At 66.8% G+C, this 18,774-nt stretch carries 18 protein-coding genes; 2 read left to right on the plus strand and 16 right to left on the minus strand.

Translation table 11 applies throughout. The features are described 5' to 3' along the window. Positions 1–65: 65 nt before the first annotated feature. Entirely contained in the window at positions 66–995 is a 930-nt protein-coding gene (locus K5K93_RS10340) for an oxygenase MpaB family protein (RefSeq protein WP_222387817.1), read from the minus strand. A 309-nt stretch (positions 996–1,304) separates the two neighbouring features. On the opposite strand from K5K93_RS10340, the gene K5K93_RS10345 reads away from it, so the two are divergent. Next, positions 1,305–1,919 (plus strand): hypothetical protein, encoded by a 615-nt coding sequence (locus K5K93_RS10345; protein WP_025878393.1) that lies wholly within the window; start codon positions 1,305–1,307, stop codon positions 1,917–1,919. Positions 1,920–1,958: 39 nt separating this feature from the next. Here K5K93_RS10345 and K5K93_RS10350 read toward each other — a convergent pair whose 3' ends face one another. From K5K93_RS10350 to K5K93_RS10415, 14 genes are all read right to left on the minus strand, one after another. Further along, positions 1,959–2,303, minus strand: a complete 345-nt coding sequence (locus tag K5K93_RS10350) for a hypothetical protein (protein WP_088099863.1) — start codon at positions 2,301–2,303, stop codon at positions 1,959–1,961. Positions 2,304–2,335: 32 nt separating this feature from the next. Further along, positions 2,336–3,106 (minus strand): LytTR family DNA-binding domain-containing protein, encoded by a 771-nt coding sequence (locus K5K93_RS10355; RefSeq protein ID WP_033830239.1) that lies wholly within the window; start codon positions 3,104–3,106, stop codon positions 2,336–2,338. Then, complete coding sequence (locus tag K5K93_RS10360; RefSeq protein ID WP_093821374.1) at positions 3,096–4,355, minus strand: histidine kinase; 1,260 nt, start codon at positions 4,353–4,355, stop codon at positions 3,096–3,098. Before K5K93_RS10360 ends, K5K93_RS10355 begins: the two co-directional genes overlap by 11 nt. 161 nt (positions 4,356–4,516) lie before the next feature. After that, positions 4,517–6,166 carry a M28 family metallopeptidase gene (locus tag K5K93_RS10365; RefSeq protein ID WP_025878389.1) on the minus strand — a complete coding sequence of 550 codons (1,650 nt, stop codon included), beginning with the start codon at positions 6,164–6,166 and terminating at the stop codon, positions 4,517–4,519. Positions 6,167–6,451: 285 nt separating this feature from the next. Further along, positions 6,452–8,098, minus strand: coding sequence for a CsgG/HfaB family protein (locus tag K5K93_RS10370; RefSeq protein ID WP_222387818.1), 1,647 nt, complete (start codon positions 8,096–8,098; stop codon positions 6,452–6,454). A gap of 16 nt (positions 8,099–8,114) precedes the next feature. Beyond that, positions 8,115–8,789, minus strand: a complete 675-nt coding sequence (locus K5K93_RS10375; RefSeq protein WP_032977073.1) for a hypothetical protein — start codon at positions 8,787–8,789, stop codon at positions 8,115–8,117. Positions 8,790–8,923: 134 nt separating this feature from the next. Further along, entirely contained in the window at positions 8,924–10,024 is a 1,101-nt protein-coding gene (locus tag K5K93_RS10380; protein ID WP_025878386.1) for a hypothetical protein, read from the minus strand. Further along, positions 10,015–11,211, minus strand: coding sequence for a hypothetical protein (locus tag K5K93_RS10385; protein WP_025878385.1), 1,197 nt, complete (start codon positions 11,209–11,211; stop codon positions 10,015–10,017). The genes K5K93_RS10380 and K5K93_RS10385 overlap by 10 nt, the downstream gene beginning before the upstream one ends. Positions 11,212–11,318: 107 nt before the next feature. Beyond that, a complete protein-coding gene (locus K5K93_RS10390; protein ID WP_032977077.1) occupies positions 11,319–12,581 on the minus strand; it encodes an RNA polymerase sigma factor in 1,263 nt (420 codons plus the stop codon). A gap of 45 nt (positions 12,582–12,626) precedes the next feature. Continuing rightward, a complete protein-coding gene (locus K5K93_RS10395; protein ID WP_222387819.1) occupies positions 12,627–12,983 on the minus strand; it encodes a DUF1428 domain-containing protein in 357 nt (118 codons plus the stop codon). 24 nt (positions 12,984–13,007) lie between these two features. Beyond that, positions 13,008–13,418, minus strand: a complete 411-nt coding sequence (locus K5K93_RS10400) for a VOC family protein (RefSeq protein WP_222387820.1) — start codon at positions 13,416–13,418, stop codon at positions 13,008–13,010. Between the two features lie 34 nt (positions 13,419–13,452). Next, the gene (locus K5K93_RS10405; protein ID WP_222387821.1) at positions 13,453–13,875 is read right to left on the minus strand and encodes a VOC family protein; all 423 of its coding nucleotides are present in this window, start codon (positions 13,873–13,875) and stop codon (positions 13,453–13,455) included. A 39-nt stretch (positions 13,876–13,914) separates the two neighbouring features. After that, positions 13,915–14,331 (minus strand): YciI family protein, encoded by a 417-nt coding sequence (locus K5K93_RS10410; protein ID WP_117309414.1) that lies wholly within the window; start codon positions 14,329–14,331, stop codon positions 13,915–13,917. Between the two features lie 332 nt (positions 14,332–14,663). Next, a complete protein-coding gene (locus K5K93_RS10415; protein ID WP_222387822.1) occupies positions 14,664–15,578 on the minus strand; it encodes a transposase in 915 nt (304 codons plus the stop codon). Positions 15,579–16,277: 699 nt separating this feature from the next. Here K5K93_RS10415 and K5K93_RS10420 point away from each other — a divergent pair. Next, complete coding sequence (locus K5K93_RS10420; protein ID WP_222391045.1) at positions 16,278–16,685, plus strand: YciI family protein; 408 nt, start codon at positions 16,278–16,280, stop codon at positions 16,683–16,685. On the opposite strand, the gene K5K93_RS10425 is transcribed toward K5K93_RS10420, so the two are convergent. Then, a complete protein-coding gene (locus K5K93_RS10425) occupies positions 16,663–18,744 on the minus strand; it encodes an NHL repeat-containing protein (protein ID WP_222387823.1) in 2,082 nt (693 codons plus the stop codon). The two genes, K5K93_RS10420 and K5K93_RS10425, sit on opposite strands and share 23 nt — an antisense overlap. Between the last annotated feature and the right edge of the window lie 30 nt (positions 18,745–18,774).

An 18,774-nucleotide genomic window follows, 5' to 3' on the forward strand; every position in this document is an offset into this window, starting at 1 on the left:
TCTTCCGGCATCCACGCATCGCATGGATGGGCACCGCGGCAAAGCGCGCCGACCAAGGTCGGCGCCTACCGGGGCAATGCCGGCCACTCGCGCAACGATTCCACCGGCACACCCACGCGGGCGCAGGCGCGGCTGGCCAGGCCATCGGGCAGCGCGCGGCGGAACAGCGGCGCCATGCCCTGCATCAGCTTCGCCGAAGCTGCGGCCTGCGCACGCTGCCGCGCGCTGCGCTCGAGCATGCCCTCGGCCCAGTCCGGCAGCAGCGCGGCACCGGCACCGAGGAAGATCTCGCGCGACAGGCCGGGCACCGGCACCGGCAGGCGCACGCCGGACAGCACCTGCAGCACTTCGCGTGAGCGTTCGTCCACCACCAGCTCCGGCTGCCGTGCACAGAAATACGCATCCACTTCCGCTGCACTGCGTGGTACGTCCACCGCGCCCAGCGCTTCGGCCACGCAGCGGTACTCGTCGTAATAGCGGTCGGCGATCGCGGCAGGCACCTCGCGCCCGTAGCGGCGATAGCCCTGCAGGAAGCCGTAGGCCTCGGTCACGTGCACCCACGTCAGCAGGTGCGGATCATCGGCGGCATACGGCTCACCCTGCGCGGTATGCCCGCGGACCTGCGCGTGGATGCGCCGCACCTTGGCCACCAGCGCTTCCACCTCGCGCGCCGGCGCGTAGCTGGTGCCGGCCACGAAAGCAGTGGTACGGCGCAGGCGGCCGACCAGGTCCTGGCGGAAATTGGAATGATCGTAGACACCGGCCAGCGCGCGCGGATGCAGCGTCTGCAGCATCAGCGCACACAGACCGCCGGCCAGCATCGAGGGCAGCTCAGCGTGCATCCGCCAGGTCACGCTGTCCGGCCCGAACCAGCCGGGATCGCCCAGTGGATGGTCGTAGTCGATGCCGCTCTGGCCACGCGGAAACGCATCCAGGACCCAGCGCCGGATCGGCGCGGTGACGGGGCGGGAAAGACGGTGCAGCAAGGGCGGCATCACGGGTCCAGATCGGCGGAGGGACGGACCGCGTCCTGCGCGGTCCACCCCGATTCTGGTCGATCACGACCGGCACAGCGAGCCCATCCGCTCAGCGTCGGTTTCATGTGCGCGCGCAGCACATTTCACCCTGCGACATCTTGTCGCAGGCCACGCGGGCAATGCTGCGGCGCACCAATATTCACCTGTTCAGGCTGAGCCCTTGTGCCGCGTGGCCTTGGGGCCATTGCACCGCTCGCTGGAAGTGCTAGAACTGAACCCGCCACACCGTCCACTGCAGATCGCCGCACGTTCCACAAGGAGCCAGCCATGATTGCTTTGTTCAAGGGTTTGGGATTACTGCTTCGCGACAACGAGCTCTACAGCAGCCCGTTCGAAAAACAGGTCGCGCACTGGCGCAGCCTCAGCGAACAGCAGATCCGCGATGAAGTGGCGGTGCTGGCCCAGGCCAAGTGCCAATGGCTGATCACTTCGATCGTCGGATGGCAGGCGGCTTCGCTGCTGATCCTCGGCCTGATCACCAATTACCTGTGGCGCGACGATTACCACATCACCTTCACCCGCGTGGTCGTGGTGTTCGGCTCGTGGATCTCGATCCTGTTCGTGATCTGGTTCATGGCCAACATGTTCGACCGCACAGCGGGCTTCGAACGCTGGATGAAGGCCTTCAACAGCCGCGCGCGCATCACCTCCAAGGCCGACAGCGTCGAGCACGTGGCCGAAGCGCTGGACCTGGCTGAACACTATCCGGAAGTGCTGGACTACAAGCAGGCGGTCACCGCCAAGCGCGAGCTGCGCCACGAGGACATCCGCATCATGACCGAGATCGGGCGCATGAAGCAGCACTCCGAACTGGTGGGTCGCCTGAATCATGTCGGTGAAACCGAACACCATCACGACATGACGCTGCAGCCGGCTTACTGAGCCGAACGCAATCCGGGGGGAGCCACAATGCCACCGTGCTCAGTCACGGTGGCATTGTTCTTTCTGCACGTCGCTGACGCACTGGCGGAAGTCCTTCGGCAGACCGCTCACCTGCTCGGTCTTGCCTGCGGCCACCGCGAACCGGCGCAGCGGCGGCGTCGCGCAAGCGGTGTCGGTGCTGCAGCCCGGCGCCAGCACCAGGTAATGGCATTGGCCACTGCTGCTGGCGATGCATTCGAAACGCGCCACGCCATCGACCACCGTGCTCTTGCTGTACAGCGTGTCCACGCCATTGGCATTGGTGCGGGTGATCGACGTGTTGCTGGACTTTTCGCAGCCGGCGATGGCCAGCACGGCGACACCTACAAGCAGGATACGGCGCATGTTCGTTCCTCGGTCGATGGCAATGGCTGCGGCTACATGCCGCGGAACAGGCTCATGAACGGCTGGCTGACCACCAGGGTCTCGGCACGCTGGCGCAGGCGCAGCACGCCACGGCCGGTATCGTCGCGGCTGACGGCTGCCACCGCCTTCATGTTGACGATGGTGGAGCGATGTACCTGGCGGAAGTGCAGCGGATCGAGCACTTCCAGCAGCTCGCGCAGCGGTGTGCGCAGCAGGCTTTCGCCGGCTGCAGTGACCACCGTGGTGTACTTGTTGTCAGCGCGGAAATAGATCACATCGTCGAGCATGATCAGCTGCGTATCGCGGCCGTTGCTGGCGGTGATCCAGGCCAGGGGCGGCCGGTCGTTGGCGGCCGGGCCTGCACCCAGGCGCTGCAGCAGGCGCTCCAGCACCGCATCGTCCTGTCGCGTGGATGGCAGCCGCGAAAGAATGCGATCGCGCGTGGCCAGCAGCCGTTCGTCACTGACCGGCTTGAGCAGGTAATCCATCGCGCCCTGCTCGAAGGCATCGATGGCGTACTGGTCGTAGGCGGTGACGAACACCACCTGCGTGCGCGGGCTCAGTTCGGCCAATGACCGCGCCACTTCGATGCCGCTGATGCCGGGCATGCGGATGTCGAGGAAGGCAATGTCCGGCTGCTTCTCGGCCAGCTGTTCCAGCGCACTGGCACCGTCCTCGCATTCGGCCACCAGCTTCAGCTCCGGCCACAGCCGCCCGAGCTGCTCGACCAGCGAGTGCCGCAGCAGCTCCTCGTCTTCGGCAATCAGCGCTTCAAGCGGCATGGCTGGGCTCCTTGGCCGACTGCGGCAGGGTCATGGTAGCGGCTACACCACTGGGGAAATTGGCCACGATCGCCACTCCGGCCTGCTCGCCGCAGGTCAAGCGCAGGCGCTCGCGCAGGTTCTTCAGGCCGATGCCGGTGCCGCTGGTGCCCTGTCCGAAACCGAGCCCATCGTCGGCGACCGTCACGGTGACATGGTCATCGAAACCCCGCGCGAGGATCCAGATCGTGCCGCCGCCGGGCTTGGGCTCCAGGCCGTGCTTGATCGCATTCTCGACCAGGGTCTGCAGCGCCATCGCCGGCATCTTCACTTCGTGCAGCTCGCTGGGCACCTGCACTTCCACCGCCAGCCGTGCGCCCATGCGGATGCGCAGGATTTCCAGATAGGCGCGGGTACGTTCCAGCTCCACGCCCAGCGTGGAAACCGATTCGTCCACCTGCGGCAGCGAACTGCGCAGGTACTGGATCAGGTGGCCGAGCATCTGCTCGGCGCGCGCCGGGTCGGTGCGGGTCAGCACCTGCGCATTGGCCAGCGAGTTGTACAGGAAGTGCGGCTCGACCTGCGCGTGCAGCAGGTTCAAGCGCGCGACCGACAGTTCCTTTTCCACCTGGGTCTGTTCGGCAGCGGCCTGCTCGTCGCGGCGCTGGTCAGCCACGCGGCGGCTGATCGCACGGGTCACCGCTTCGGCGTTCTCATAGTTGCTGCCTTCATCCAGTGCCAGCAGATCGGCCCACCAGCCGGCGTCCGGTTCGAACAGCAGGGTGACGGTGCTGGTGCCCTGCCCCGGCGTTACCGTGGCCAGCACGCTGTTGCGTTTGATCGCCAGCCGCGCCGGCAGGTTCCAGCGCGACGGTTGCCGGCCGTTCCACAGGTCGACGCGCCGCACATAGGCACGTACCTGCAGACTGCCGGCAGAACTCTCCACTTCTTCCACCCGCGGCAGCTCGCCGACGGCAGCCTCGACCACTGCGAAGGCCTGGCCGGCATCCATCGGCAGTTCGATCTGCCGGCGCTGGCGGCCGGACAAGGTGGTGCCATCGAGGCGACCGGCCACCAGCCAGACCCGGCGCACGTGGGTGATCGCGCTGCCCAGAGCGGAAATCATCAGGAACATCACCAGCAGCCCGAACACCCAGCCTGGGCCGTCGTTCATGCCGCTGAAGATGCCACTCCAGACCATGCCGGCAACGAACAGCGCCGCGGCCCAGGCCAGCAGATGACGGATGATGAGGGAGAAGCTGGCGATCACGGCGGCGCCTTGGTGGAAGGGGTGAGCCGAGCATAGAGCGGCCCTTCGGGCAAACAAGCGATGTGCGACGAAGGGCCGGAAAGCGGCGATGGAAGCCCTCACGGAAACGCCGGGCATGGCCCGGCGCTACCAGGTGTGGCGGGGTGGCACCCCGCCTACGCTTATCTGCGCTGGTCGGCGCTGGCGTCACGCACGGCGCGGAACGCCTCGTCCTTGCTCCAGTTCGGCCAGCTGCGCGAATTGGCCAGCTGGTTGCCCAGGGTGTACAGCACTTCCAGGTCGCGGGCAGCGCCTGCAAACACCCAGTCCGGCTGCCACTCGTCGCCCTGCTGGTGGTAACGCTTGGCGGTGTAGTCCTCGGACGCCTTCTTGCCCGCCGCGACGCCACCGTCCACCCAGTCCTGCCCGGCCGACCAGGACAGCGCGGGCACGCCACGCTTGGCGAACGGGAAGTGGTCGGAACGGAAGAACAGGCCGGCTTCCGGCTTCGGGTCCGGCGTGTAGCGGATGTCCCAGCCCTTGGCCACGTCCTTCAACTGGTCCAGCAGCTCGAAGCGCGCCGCGCCGTAGATGCCGAAATCGCGCGACGGCCCGAACGGCGCCATGCCGTCCATGTTGATCATCGCCACGGTCTTTTCCAGCGGGTACAGCGGGTGCGTTGCGTAGTACTCCGAACCCAGCAGGCCCTTCTCCTCGGCGGTTACCGCCAGGAACACGACCGAACGCTGCGGACGCGGTGCCTTGGCGAAGCCACGCGCCAGTTCGATCAGCGAGGCGGTGCCGCTGGCGTTGTCCAGCGCGCCGTTGAAGATGCGGTCGCCGCGTGCGTCGGGCTCGCCCACGCCAATGTGGTCCCAATGCGCGCTGTAGATGACGGTCTCGTCCGGATGCGTGCTGCCTTCCAGGCGCGCGGCCACGTTGTGCGAGGTGATCACTTCGGTCTTCACCGCGTACTTCGCATCCAGGCTGGCGCCGGTCAGCGGCACCGGGGTGAAGTCGCGCTGCTGCGCCTTCTTCTTCAGCGCCTCGAAATCCTGCCCGGCCGAGCGGAACAGTTCGACCGCCAGATCGCGCTGGATCCAGCCTTCCAGCAGCGGATGACTGTCAGCCGGATTGTCGCGCACCACGTCGAACATGGTGTTGGTGTTGGAGCCGGCCACCGTGGCCCAGCCATACGACGCCGGGGCGGTCTCATGCACGATCAGCACACCGAGTGCACCCTGGCGTGCGCCTTCTTCGTACTTGTACGGCCAACGGCCATACCAGGTCATGCCCTTGCCGTCGAAGTCGCCCTTGCCGGTCTCGAAGTCCGGGTCGTTGATCAGCACGACGGCGATCTTGCCCTTCAGGTCCACGCCCTTGAAGTCGTCCCAGTTGCGCTCCGGCGCCTTTACGCCATAGCCGAGGAACACCAGCGGTGCCTTGCTGATATCCACGTTGGTGGCGCCGTTCATGGCTGCACGCACGGCGATCTGCTTGCCCTGCTCCAGCGCGATGGTCTTGCCGCCCTGCTGCAGCGACAGCTGCGGGGTGCCGACGATGTCGCCCTTGCGCAGCGGCACGGCCTGGGTCCACAGGCGCTTGCCGTCCTTCAGGTCGCCGCCGGGCTGCAGGCCTGCGTCGGCGAACTGCTTGCTGAGGAAGGCGATGGTCTTCTGTTCGCCGGCGGTGGCCGGGGAGCGGCCTTCGTAGGCGTCGGAGGCCAGTTCCTTGACGTCGGCGGAGATCCGCGCGCCATCGAATTTCGGGGTGGCCGCCATCAGTGCGCTCGACACCGACAGGGCCAGCACGCCCAGTACTACTCGCTTCATTGCTCTCTCCAGCAGGGAAATCGTTCTGGAGTGTAAGGGGTAAGAGGTTCGGCAGGGCTGCGCCCTGCACCCGGCAGCCGCGGTCCCCCCCCGCAACCGGACCCTCCCCGCCTTGGACAGATTTCTGCGATCTGTCGGAACGGCGTGTGATGCTCTTGGTAGGTGTCGACCTTGGTCGACACAGTAGATCCACGCCATGCGTGGATCAGCAGAAACAAGAAGGGGTCAGATCCCTTTCCCGGCGGGAAAGGGATCTGACCCCCACGTGCCTCGAACCGAGGTGTCTTACCAGTTCGGGTCTTCGGCCGGGGCGGCGGCGGGCTTGGGCTTGGGCTTGCTGGCCGGACGCGCTGCGGCGGCCGGGGCGGCCGATGCGGTTGCGCCGGCGGTGGCCTTGGGCTTGCTGCCCAGCTTCTGGCGCAGTTCGATCTGGCCGGGGCGGAAACCACCGCGCATCGCGTCGACGCCCTCTTCCAGGGTCCCGTAGGAGGTCTGCGCGGCAACGCGGTCGATGCGGATGGTGCAGCACGGATGCTCGCTGCGGCCGAGCGAACGGCCGGTCTGCGGGTCCTTCAGCTCTTCGCCCAGGCGCACGGCCTGCCAGCGCTGGCCCACCTGCACGGTGTCACCGCCCTGGCTCAGCACCACCTGGTCGCCATCGACGGACACCACCGACACCGGGAACAGCGTGGTGACGATCGTGCTGCCGATCTGCGCGGACAGCGAGTCCATCATCGAGGCGGCCATGCTGCGGCCGTTGACCACGCGCGGCAGCGTGCTGGGGCCGGTCGAGGCCAACTGATGGTCGAAGCTGTCGGACATCACCACCTGGCCGGTGGTGGCATTGACCAGGCGCAGGGTGATGCGGCCGCCACCGGAATACGAGGTCACCTGGCGATCGGACATGCGCAGGTTGCGCACGCTGCGCGGGTACTCGAAGCGTTCAATGGTCGGAATCAGGATCAGGTCGGTCGCCAGCTGCTGGCCGACGCGCGCGGTGTCCTGCAGGCGCACGTTGCCACTGTTGATGTGGTCGATCTCGGCCTGCAGTTCGTCGCCGAACTCGCGGTCCAGCACGATGAAGCGCTGGGTCTGGGTAAGCGTGTCGGACAGCCGCGCGCGGATCGCCTGGGCGACCTCGTCGGCGTTCACCCGGCCATCGCCAACGGCATAGCTGCCCGACTTGGTGCGCGGCAGGGCCACCACGATCTTCGGCTTGCCTTCTTCATCCGGTGCGCGGTACTGGGCAATCTGCGCGCGTACACGCACCTTCCAGTAGCTGCGCATGCTGCGCCGGGTGACGTCCGAATCGAAGGAGCTGGCACCGCGCTTGGCGTCCACCTTGACCTGCTCTTCGTAGTTTTCCTTGACGCTGGCCGACGCCGAGCCGCCCTTGGCGGAGGCTTCGCCGGAAGCGCTGGCCGAGGCCGACCCCTTGAAGCTCCAGCCTTCGTCGCTGGCACGCACGCGGGCGATGGTTTCTTCGTCGAGCTGGCTCACTTCATCCTGCGAGAGGATTTCATAGCCCAGCACCGCGCCCTGCGAGCCGGCAATCATCTGCTGGGAGAACGCGTCGGCGCGGATATCGCCGACGTGTTCACCGTCCACGTCCACATGCAGGCCTGCGCGCAGGCTCTGCATCTGGCTGGCCACGCGTACGCCGTTGACCTGGGCCACGGCCGACTGCAATGCCGCCAGCACCGCCAGTTCCGGGGTGCTGCCGATACCGTCGGCTTCACGCGCGACCTGGGTGGTGCCGCCGAAATCCGGCGTGCCACGCAGGGGCGCTTCCTGCACCGGCGCATTGCTGGCCAGTGCACTGGCAGCCTTGTCCTTGGCCGGAGCGGTTTCTGCCGGTGCATCCTGCTTGCCGCAGGCTGCCAGCAGGGCCGCTGCCAGGCCCAGGCCGATCAATCGAGTCGTCGTACGCATGCGGAGCTGCCTCGTATCAGAGCGAATCCAGCATCGAATCGGCGTTGGACGGCACCTTCACCTTGCTCTTCTTGGCGAAGGTCACAGCCGACTTGGTCGAGCCGTACAGGCCCTTGATGAAGCCCGGCGATTCCTTGGCAACCCAGGCACCAGCGGCCAGCTTGCGGCCAACGGTGGCCATCTGGGTGGCGCCCAGGTTCTTCATGCCGGCCGCAAAGCCGCTGGCTTCGCCGCTCAGCTTCTGTGCTTCGGCAGCCGAGGCCAGCAGCGAGACCAGGCCTTCGGCGTAGTGCTGCTTGGATTCAGCATTCAGTTCCGGCTGTGCGGCCTGGCGCTCGTCGATGGCGGCCTGGGCGGCTTCGCTGACCGACACCGACTTCTTCATCGCATCGACGTTCACCGAACCGGACGACAGCGCCTGGCGCTCGGCTTCCAGCAGCTGCACCTGCTCGGCCAGGCCGAAGGCACGGGCGAAGGAGGTCTGTGCCTGCAGCGAGTGCGACTGCGAGCTGACGAAACGACGGACCAGCGCTTCCTGCGCGGCTTCGTCCGGGGCGGCAGCGCTGGCGCTGCTGCTGGAGGTGCCGGTGGCGCCGCCGGCCAGGTCCTTCAGCTTGCCGAACTGGGCGTGGGCCGGCATCGACAGGGTGGCGGCCGCGATGGCCACGACGAGAGCGGTATTACGGATCATGGAAGAGTCCTTTGGGAGAGACGGCCGCAATGCGGCGCGCGGGATCGGGGATAGCAGCGGGTGGGTGCCGAGCACGCTCGGCACCCACCAGGGCCGGTAGCGCCGGGCCATGCCCGGCGAGCGCAGCGGTAACGTCAGCGGACCGCCTTGACGTTCAGCTCGTTGATCATCTGCTGGGCGGCCTTTTCGGCAGCCAGCTGCAGTGCATTGGTGCGGGCGACGGTTTCGTTCGGGCCGGTACCGGAGAACTGCACCGGGCCCACCGACGACACGGTGCGCGGGAAGCGACCGGTCACGTCCAGCACCTTGCCGGTGACAGTGACGAACACGCGAGTGTTGCCGCTGGCCGGATCACGGTCGCGCATGCCGACGTCGAGGGTACCGACAGCGATGTACGGGATGTTCGCCGCGCGGATGCCGTTGGCGGTGTCACGCAGGGTGGCCGCGGAGAGATCGTTGCCGGTGCTGAAGTCCTTGCGGATGCGCTCGATGCTGAGCAGGCCACGCGATTCGCCTTCCACGTATTCGGCTTCAACCACTTCGTAGCCGGCGGCGCTGAAGGCACCGGTCATGGCCGTGTTGACTTCGGCGGCGTTGGCCACCTTCCAGCTGATGTTGTCGCTGCGGGCGGTGGTGCTGCCGCCGCTGGTAACCGACACCGAACCGTTCTGGTTGATGCTGCCGTTGGTGCTGACCGAGTTGCCGCGGAAGCTGTCGCCCTCACGGGTGTTCTCGCTGTAGCTGCTGCTGGCGTCGACGCGGCGGTATTCCTTGTCCTGGAACGACTGCACGGTGTCCTGCGAGCGCGCCATGAACAGGAAGGTCAGCAGCGAGCGCTGTGCGGCGGTGGCACCGGCCACGGCCGAACCGGCGTCCAGCTTGGTCTGCAGCAGGGTGGTGTTGATTTCGGCGCGGACGGTAACGCTGTAGGTCTTGGCCTTCTTGTCTTCGTTGTCCGACAGCTGCACGGCGCTGAGCACGTAGCGGTCGATTTCACCGAGGAACTCGGCGCGACGCGATTCGAACAGGCGCAGCTTGGCCGCACCGGATTCGGCGATGTACGCCTCCAGTGCATTGGCCTTGGCCTTGTTCAGGGCCTGCGCACGGGTATCGGCACTCAGGCGCAGGCTGTAGCTGGCCGAACCGGTACCTCGCGAGCTGGCGGTCTGCGCGGCGACCGGCGAGGCCACCGCCAGGGCGATGAGGATGAGCAGGATGGTACGCATCAGCGACATGATTTGATCAACTCCTGGAGGGCTTGGGTCTGTTGCTGCAGCGGGCGTCCGCCGGGCTTCTGCTCGTCCAGCCAGGCGCGCGAATCGGCACGCTTGGCGGCGGCGCCGGCAAAGGCATCGAAGCCGGCCAGCAGGGTTTCGTAGCTGGCCGACCACTGGTCGACCTGCCACTGCGTGACCGGCACCACCTTGGTGGCGCCCTTGCGCAGCGGCTGTTCGAAGTACACCTTGCCGGAGAACGGCTCGGTGACCTTGGCGGTGAAGAAGGCGCCGAACAGCATCGTCTTCATCGCCGGCGTTTCACTGATGACGCCGTTCTTCAGCGCATCCACCTGCAGGCTGATGACGTAGTCGGCCTCGGGGATCTTCAGCTGGTAGACCTTGCCGTCGGCAAAGCGCGCGGCCATGGCACCGCCGATCGCCTGGCCCGAGGCCGGCGGCAGCAGGCCGACACCGGTATTGGACGACAGCGTCTTGGACAGTTCATGGGCCAGCGTGGCGCGCAGCGGACCGGCCCACTTCGGGTCGGGCAGCTTGGCCAGCGTGGCGTCGGACAAGGTCACCGCACCCACCTGCAGGCGACGCGTGGCCGCTTCCGGCAGCTTGGCCTGGGCCAGGGTGGTGGCCAGCACCTGCGACAGGCTGGTATCGGCACCGCCGTACAGCAGATCGGCGACGATCGCATCGATATCGTCGCTGTCCGGGCGGTACTCCTGCACGTCGATGCGCTGCAGGGTAAGCGGATAGGAGGCGATCACCTGGCGCTCGCGGAAATCGAAGAACAGCGCCTGCAGTGCCACTTCCACCAGCACCTTGTACTGGTCGCCGATCGGTTCGACCGATACCAGCTCGCGGTCCAGCGCAGCGGCCAGCACCACGGCACTGGTGGTGCCGTCGAGCATCGCCACCGGCTGGTCGATCAGTTCCAGGTTGGCCGGCGCGCGGCGCTTGAGCGCCTGTGCCAGGGTCTGGTTGAGCGGAATCAGGCCACGCTTTTCCAGCACGGCATGCGCGTGCGGGGTGGTCGCCTGTACGGCGGCGGCGTCAGCGGTATAGGCAAAGCCGGCCCAGTAGGCCTGCTGCGATTTGTCTGCGGCCTGGCTGGCCAACGGCCATACGGCCAGGCACAGGGCATAGGCAAGCAGGCGCGCAAAAGCGCGCGGTGCGCTCTTCGTCCTTGAAAACATCCAACCGCTCCTCGGTCACGACACACGAATGACAGGCGCGAACACGCCCGCTGGGCGCGAAACATAGCCGCTCCGGGGCAAACCGACAAGTGCTGACCTTGTCGGCTTCAATTTTCCTGCGGCAGGCCGGCCCGTTGCCGCAGCAGGGTCCGCTCTGCCTGGTTCTGGCTCAACGCCGCTGCCGAGGCGAATGCGTCACGCGCATCCTGCTCCCGCCCCAACTGCTGCAGCAGTTCGCCGCGCACCACCATCAGCGGTGCGTAGCCCTGCAGGCGTGGCTCGTCCAGCAGCGGCTGCAACAGTGCCCATGCCGCGAACGCGCCTTCGCTGCGCGACACCGCCACCACCCGGTTCAATGCCACCACCGGCGATGGCATTACCTGCAGCAGCTGCGCATACAGTGCAGCGATGCGCGCCCAGTCGGTGTCTTCGGCACGCCGCGCACTGGCATGGCAGAAAGCGATCCGCGCCTGCAGCACATAGGGGTCATCGCCGCCGCCCGCCGACACCGCACGCGCCAGTGCCTGCTGGCCGCGTTCGATCTGCAGCCAGTCCCAGCGCGCCCGGTTCTGCTGGTCCAGCAGGATCGGCGCACCCTGCGCATCCACCCGTGCCGCCGCGCGCGAGGCCTGCAGTTCCATCAGCGCCAACAGACCCAGTACCGGCGGCACCGGCATGCGATGGGCGAGGATGCGCGCCAGCCGCAGCGCCTCGGCGCACAGCGCCGGTCGCATCCAGTCGTCGCCTGCACTGGCTGCATAGCCTTCGTTGAACACCAGGTAGATCGCCTCCAGCACCGAGGCCAGTCGCTCCGGCAATGCATCGGCACGCGGCACTTCGTAGGGGATCTGCTTCTGCGCCAACGTGCGCTTGGCACGCACGATGCGCTGGGCGATGGTCGGCTCCGGCTGCAGGAACGCGCGGGCGATCTCGGTCGTGGTCAGCCCGCCCAGCAGGCGCAGGCTCAGCGCTACCCGCGCGTCGGCAGGCAGGACTGGATGGCAGGCCACGAACATCAGCCGCAGCAGGTCATCGCCGATGTCGTCTTCCAGCGCCTGGCTGTCGTCGGGCGCGGGCAATGCGGCCGGATGCAGTTCCTCTCCCCATTGCGCATGCTGCTGCGCCACCCGACGGTGCTGGCGCAGCACATCGATGGCACGGTTGCGCGCGGTGGTCATCAGCCAGGCTCCAGGATTGTCCGGGATGCCCTGCACCGGCCAACGCTCCAGCGCGGCCAGCCAGGTGTCCTGGGCCAGCTCTTCGGCACGACCGACATCGCCGCCGAGCAGCCGCGCCAGGCGCGCGATCAACACTGGCGATTCCATCCGCCAGAGGGTGTCCAGGCGCTGGCTCAGGGCGGGCTCGTGCATGCGCCGATCACAGCATGCGAGCCCGGCCCGCACAAGCGCCGGCGTTCACGCTTCCACGATCGGCTTGAAGCCGCCCCAGAACATGCGCTTGGTATCGAACGGCATGTCCTTCGGGCCGATATGCGCCAGCCGCGGGTCGGCCATCACCTTCTTGTTGATGCGGTCGCGCGCGGCACGCGTGCGGAACACCACGAAGGCCACGATCACCGTTTCGCCGGGCTTGAGCTTCACCGCCTGCGGGAACGAGGTCCATTTCCCGGGTTGCACGTCATCGGCCACGCATTCCATGTACTGCAGCGCGCCATGGTCCTTCCACACTGCGCCGGCCTGGCGGGCAAGGCGGCGATAGGCCGCCACCTTGTCCTGCGGGCACGGCAATACGTAAGCATCCACGTAAGCCATGGGGATTCTCCCTGCGGCGGCCGCTCAGCCCGGCTCGCCGTCCATGTGTGCGATTTCCCAGAGATGTCCATCCAGGTCCTGGAAGCCGCGCTGGTACATGAAGCCGTAGTCGCGCGCCGGCTGCGGTTCGCTGGCACCGCCGGCCAGCGCCTTGTCCACCATGGCGTCCACCGCCTTGCGGCTGTCGGCCGACAGGCAGGTGATCACCTCGGTGTGGCTGTGCGCATCGGCAATCGACTTGTTGGTGAACTGCTTGAAGAACGGCTGGGTCAGCAGCATCACGAAGATGCTCTCGCTGATGACCATGCAGGCCGCATCGTCATTGGTGAAGGTCGGGTTGAAGCTGTAGCCCAGCGCGGCGAAGAAGGCCTTGGATGCGTTCAGATCCTGCACGGGCAGGTTGACGAAGATCATCTGCGGTTGCGGTGCACTCATCGGTAAAGCTCCTTGTGGATGAAAGAATGAGGACTCAGGACTGCTTCATGCAGTTGACCATCCACGGCTTGCCGTAGCGGTCGGTCAACATGCCCCAGCGGTGGGCCCAGAAGGTTTCGGCGATCGGCATCTGCACCTGGCCACCCTCGGCCAGCGCCGCGAAAACGCGCTCGGCTTCTTCGATGCTGTCCACGTCGACGTTGATGGTGGTCGAGCCCCCCTCGCCGCCGCCGGGACCATCGGCTGCCATCAGGATCGCCGCGCCGATCTCCAGCTGGCTGTGGGCCACATGGTCGAGGGTGTCGGCCGGCATTTCATTGCAGCCCGGCGAGCCGTCGGACGGCGGCATGTCGCGGTACTTCATCTCCGACGTGACCTGGCCGCCGAGTGCCTTGGCGTAGAACGCCATTGCGTCGTGGGCCTGGCCGCTGAAGCCGAGGAAGGGAATCAGTTTCATGGGGATGCTCCGTAGGATGGGATGAATGCGCAGCCGTGCTCAGGCACGGTCGAGCTGCTCACGCAGACGCTGTTCCTGCTGCTGTAATTCAGGGGTGAAGGCTTCGCCGAAGTCTTCGGCGGAGATCAACGGGCGCAGCTCCAGCGCACCGCCCGCACCGAATGGCGCACGGCTGGCCCATTCGGTGGCCTCGTCCAGCGAGCGCACCTCCCACAGCCAGAACCCGGCGATCTGCTCGCCGGCCGGGCCGAACGGGCCGCTCTCGACCCGGGGCGTACCGCCGCCGAAATGGACGCGCCGGCCGCGCTGGGTGGCATGCAGGCCTTCCCCGGCGAGCATGATGCCGGCGGCCACCAGTTGTTCGTTGTAGGCGCCCATGGTGGCCAGTTCCTGTTCGCTGGGCATGCGCCCGGCTTCGGAATCGGCGTTGGCTTTGACGATCACCATCACTTTCATTGCGGTCTCCGCTGGGCTGCGGGTGCGTGCCCTTCCCTCTTACAACGAACCAGGGGCGCGAGGATCGACACCGTCGTGCAAATTATTTTTCCTGCGGAGAGTGCGCCTTCGGCGGGGATCGGCGAACGGCGGGGCCCCCTCCGTGGTGGGGTGGGGTTGGTCGCTGAAAGCTGGGTTTCCGAGTGAAGGCTGGGCGGGTGGGATTGGCGGGGACGCCGTGAATCCGTCCCTGGAGCAACTGTGTTGCTGGAGGAGCGCCATCCCTTCCGGTAAACGGGCACGGTAGTGCCGGCCGCTGGCCGGCAGCCTCTTGAGGTATGCCCGAGGTGACTTCAGGCGGGGATCGATCCGCCTTGAGCGTCACGCATACGGGCGTTGAGAATCACCAGCATCTTCCGCATCACCGCCACGATGGCCACTTTGCCTTCCTTGCCCCGCGCTCGCAGCGACTGGTAAAAGTCCCGCAGGCGAGGTTCATGCCGCATGGCCGACATGCTGGCCATGTAGAGCACCTGACGGATCTCAGCCCTGCCGCCATGGATGCTTCGTTTGCCACGCATGGTCCCGCTGTCATGGGACATCGGGGCCACACCGACCAGGCTGGCCACGGCCTTGCCACTGATCTTGCCCAGCTCGGGGAGATAGCTGGCCAACACTGCCTGCAGGCCCGGGCCAACACCTTTCATCGACTTCAGGACAGCCAGTTGAGGTTGCTGGGCAACCTGCTCGGCAATCTGTTTTCCCAGGCGTTCAACCATCGTCTGCAGGCAGGTGATATTGGCCAGCAGCAGTCGGCGCAATTCACGATCAGTCACCATTTGCTGCTGCTGCCGCGCTACGGTCAGCGTGTGCATCGCCTGTCGGCGTGCCCGCACAAATTCCCGCATCTTCCGCTGCCAAGGTTCCAATGGCTGATAGGACGGCAGTTTCACCAAGGCCGCCATCTGCGCCAATGCATAGGCATCCAAGCGGTCGGTCTTGGCCATCTGCCCCATCCCCTGGGCCAGCCTGCGGGCCCGCAGCGCGTTGGCGCGGACCACCGGATGACCGACGTTGTGCAGGAAGTCCAGCACGGATTGCTCATAGCCACCGGTGGCCTCCAGCACGATCTGGCCGGCTGGGCGTTTCCTCAGCCAGAGATCCAATTCAGCAAAGCCGGAGCGGCTATTGCTGACCTGCAGGGTCTGTCCGTCTGTCGTGCCAACGTCCAACTGGCGCTTGCTTACATCAATCCCGATCCCGTTCATCACCGGACTCCGTATAGTCTGGAAGGGTCGAGAGCTCCCCCGCTTGCCCAGTCTTATCACTGCGAGTGTCAGCTCCAGCAACTGTTCGGGCGGATCAAGGGAGATTCCGGCGTGGGCGCCAAGCTCCATGGCGATCGTCGAGATCCAGGCTTACACGGCGGCCCACGCCGGCTCTCGACACCTACGTTGCCAGATTCCAATCAGATAAGGCTTAGCCGCGCCATCCATGGCGCGGATACCCCGCCAACCCCACCCGCCCAGCCCCAGACAGATCCCGGTGGCCGAACCACCACGGGAAGATCAAGAAAAAAGGCAGAAGCAACAGCAACAGCAAAAGCGGTTGGCTGGCAACCTTCGCTTTGCGAGCGAAGCGACCCGCGTTTGCCTTTTCCTGTGATTTCCCGTGGTGGACGCCGCAGGAACCTGTCCGTGGCCGGGCGGGTGGGTTGCGCAGGGGCGTAAGCGCCATGGATGGCGCGCCCGAGCCTACAAGGACGTATTCACGGCGTCCCCTGCGCAGCCCACCTGCCCGGCCAACCCGCAGAGATGCAGCTCTTCACGACCAACCCCACCACGGAGGGGCCCCGCCGTTCGCCGATCCCCGCCGAAGGCGCTCTTCCCGCTCTGCCTTTCGCAGTGCAGCATGCCCCCGCGCAAACCTGCGCGATCATGGACCCCCGCCCCCGCCAGGACTCCGCCATGCAGCAGTACCTGCTTCTGATCTACATCGACCCGTCACTGCTGCGCACACTGCCCATCGATGACTTCAATACCTTGATGCGCAACTGTCTCGCCCATGCCGACAAACTGCAGGCCGAAGGCACGTTGCTGGCCGCGCAGAAACTGCAGCCGATCGAATCGGCGCAGACCCTGCGCGTGCGCGATGGCCACAGCCGGGTACTCGATGGCCCCTTCGCCGAAACCCGCGAACTGCTGGCCGGCTTCAACCTGATCGTGGCCCGTGACCGCGATGAGGCCATGCGTATCGCCCAGGGCTTCCCGTGGGCGCGCTTCGGCAGCATCGAGGTGCGCCCGCTGGAAGACATGGACGCCGAGCGCGAACGCTGCGGCGCCCCGGCCGCGGCTAGGGCAGCAGCCGTACCCTGATGTCGCGCGGGCCCACGCCTTCGTTGCCGCTGTAGTCGCGTGCACTGGCACGCACGATGTACTCGCCCGGCGGCAACGCCGCCGGCTGCCAGCGCCCGGTTTCCATCAGCCCATCGCGCACGGTGTTGGTCACCAGATAACGGAAGCGGGTGACCGCGCTGCCATGCACGGTGATGCCGCTGTCGGGTGCGTAAGCCACTTTCACCGCCTGCTTCTGCGGCGGCATGCGGTTGAAGACGATGTTCCAGCGCGGCTGCTCGTAGCCCTGCAGCGGCTGACCAGCGGCATCGAGGATCTGGTAGCCCACCTGGTACGGCCCCAGCCGGCGACGTGGCAGGTTGTTGTCCACCTGGTCCCAGGCTTCCACCACGATCTGCACGCCGCGTCCCTGCCGGGCCAGCATCACCACGCCATCGCTGCCGGCGGCCAGTGGCTGGTCGTTGTCGTCCAGCAGCGCCACATCGGTGATGCGCGGCGCGAAGTGGTCGGCATAGCCCTTGAACCCCAGCGCCACCGCATTGGTCTCGAAACCGCCATTGCCCACGGCCAGGTGCACGTGCGCCTGGTTGTTGATGCTGCCCAGGCGGTCGCCGACGTGGATGCGTGTACCACGGCGCACGCGGATGCGCTCCAGCGTGCCGTCCTCGGCGTACAGCGGCTGCCAGCGCGCGTCGAACGGTTCGCCGCGTGGCGTGCGACCGACGCGCATGTGGATGTATTTCAACCGGTCCACGGCCAGGCCCTCAGCCTGCCCACCGAGGCTCCAGGCGGCAATCGGGCTGCTGATCTTGCCCTCGGCGATCGCCAGTACTGTCTGGCCGACATCGCCGCGCACATCGAAACCGCCGTGCAGGTGGTGGCGGCTCTCACCCTGGAAGGTGCCGCGCACCTCGCCGAGCGTGCCCACCACTTCGTGCCAGCCATCCTGCGGTGCCAGTGGCCAGCGTCCGCCACTGTCCGGCAGCGCCGCATCCGAGGCCGGGCCCACCAGCGCCGGTGCGGGCAGCTCACCCACCGGTAACGGGCGCAGGCGATGCAGGCGATACGCCGCGGAATCGGCCACCAGCAGGGTGCCGTCGGCCTCCACCGCCAGACCGCTGGGGCGCGCCAGGCGTGGCAGGCGGTCATTGCCCAGCAGTGCCAGCTGATGCCCCTGCGGGGTCACCTGCACGATGCGTCCATCCAGGTCACCCACGTACAGCACGCCGTCATGCGTGGTGGCCAGTGATAGCGGGCCATTGATGACCTCCCCGCGGCCAACGACGGTGCTGACCATGCCATCGGCGCCGACGCGACGCACTGCGTTGTTGAACAGATCGGCCACCAGCAGTGCGCCGTGCGCATCGAAGGCCAGCGCCACCGGCGTATCGAAACGAGCGTCAGCGCCAAGCGCATCGGCGAAGCCCGGGCGGTCGCCGCCGGCCAACGTACGCACGTTGCCATCGGTACCGATCACCCGGATGCGGTCATTCCAGGTATCAGCCACATAGACCTGTCCCTGCGCATCCACGGCGATGCCCATCGGCCCATCGAAGCGCGCCTGCGCGGCAGGACCATCGGCGAAGCCTTGCTGGCCACCGGCCAGCGTCGTCACCTGTCCATCGGTACTGACGCGCCGGATCGCGTGATTGCCGGTGTCGGCCACATACAGGTTGCCCTGCGCATCGGCGGCAATACCCGAAGGCGTGTTGAAACTTGCCTGCAGGGCAGGCCCATCAACACGACCCTCGCCCTGCCCCGCTACAGTTTCAATACGGCCATCGGGCAGGCGGCGGCGGATGCGGTTGTTGTCACCGGCATCGGTGAAGTAGACGCTGCCATCGGCACTGGCCAGCAGCGCGTAGGGGTCGGCAAAGCGTGCCTGCGCCGAGGCGCCATCGCGATCACCCGGATGACCGTCGCCGGCCAGCAGCTCGATCTGTGCGGTCCAGCCCAGCGGCGTCGGTACAGGGCCAGCCGGCACCTGCGGGCCGGAGGCGGGGAATTCCCACCAGGTTGCCGCCAGGGCCACCGCTGTTGCCACCACTACGCCTGCCGCCATCCAATGCCGCCGTGCCATCGTTCCTGTTCGCCTGCCAGACCGTGAAGA

The sequence above is a fragment of the Stenotrophomonas sp. DR822 genome, assembly GCF_019793815.1.
GTDB classification, from domain to species: domain Bacteria; phylum Pseudomonadota; class Gammaproteobacteria; order Xanthomonadales; family Xanthomonadaceae; genus Stenotrophomonas; species Stenotrophomonas indicatrix.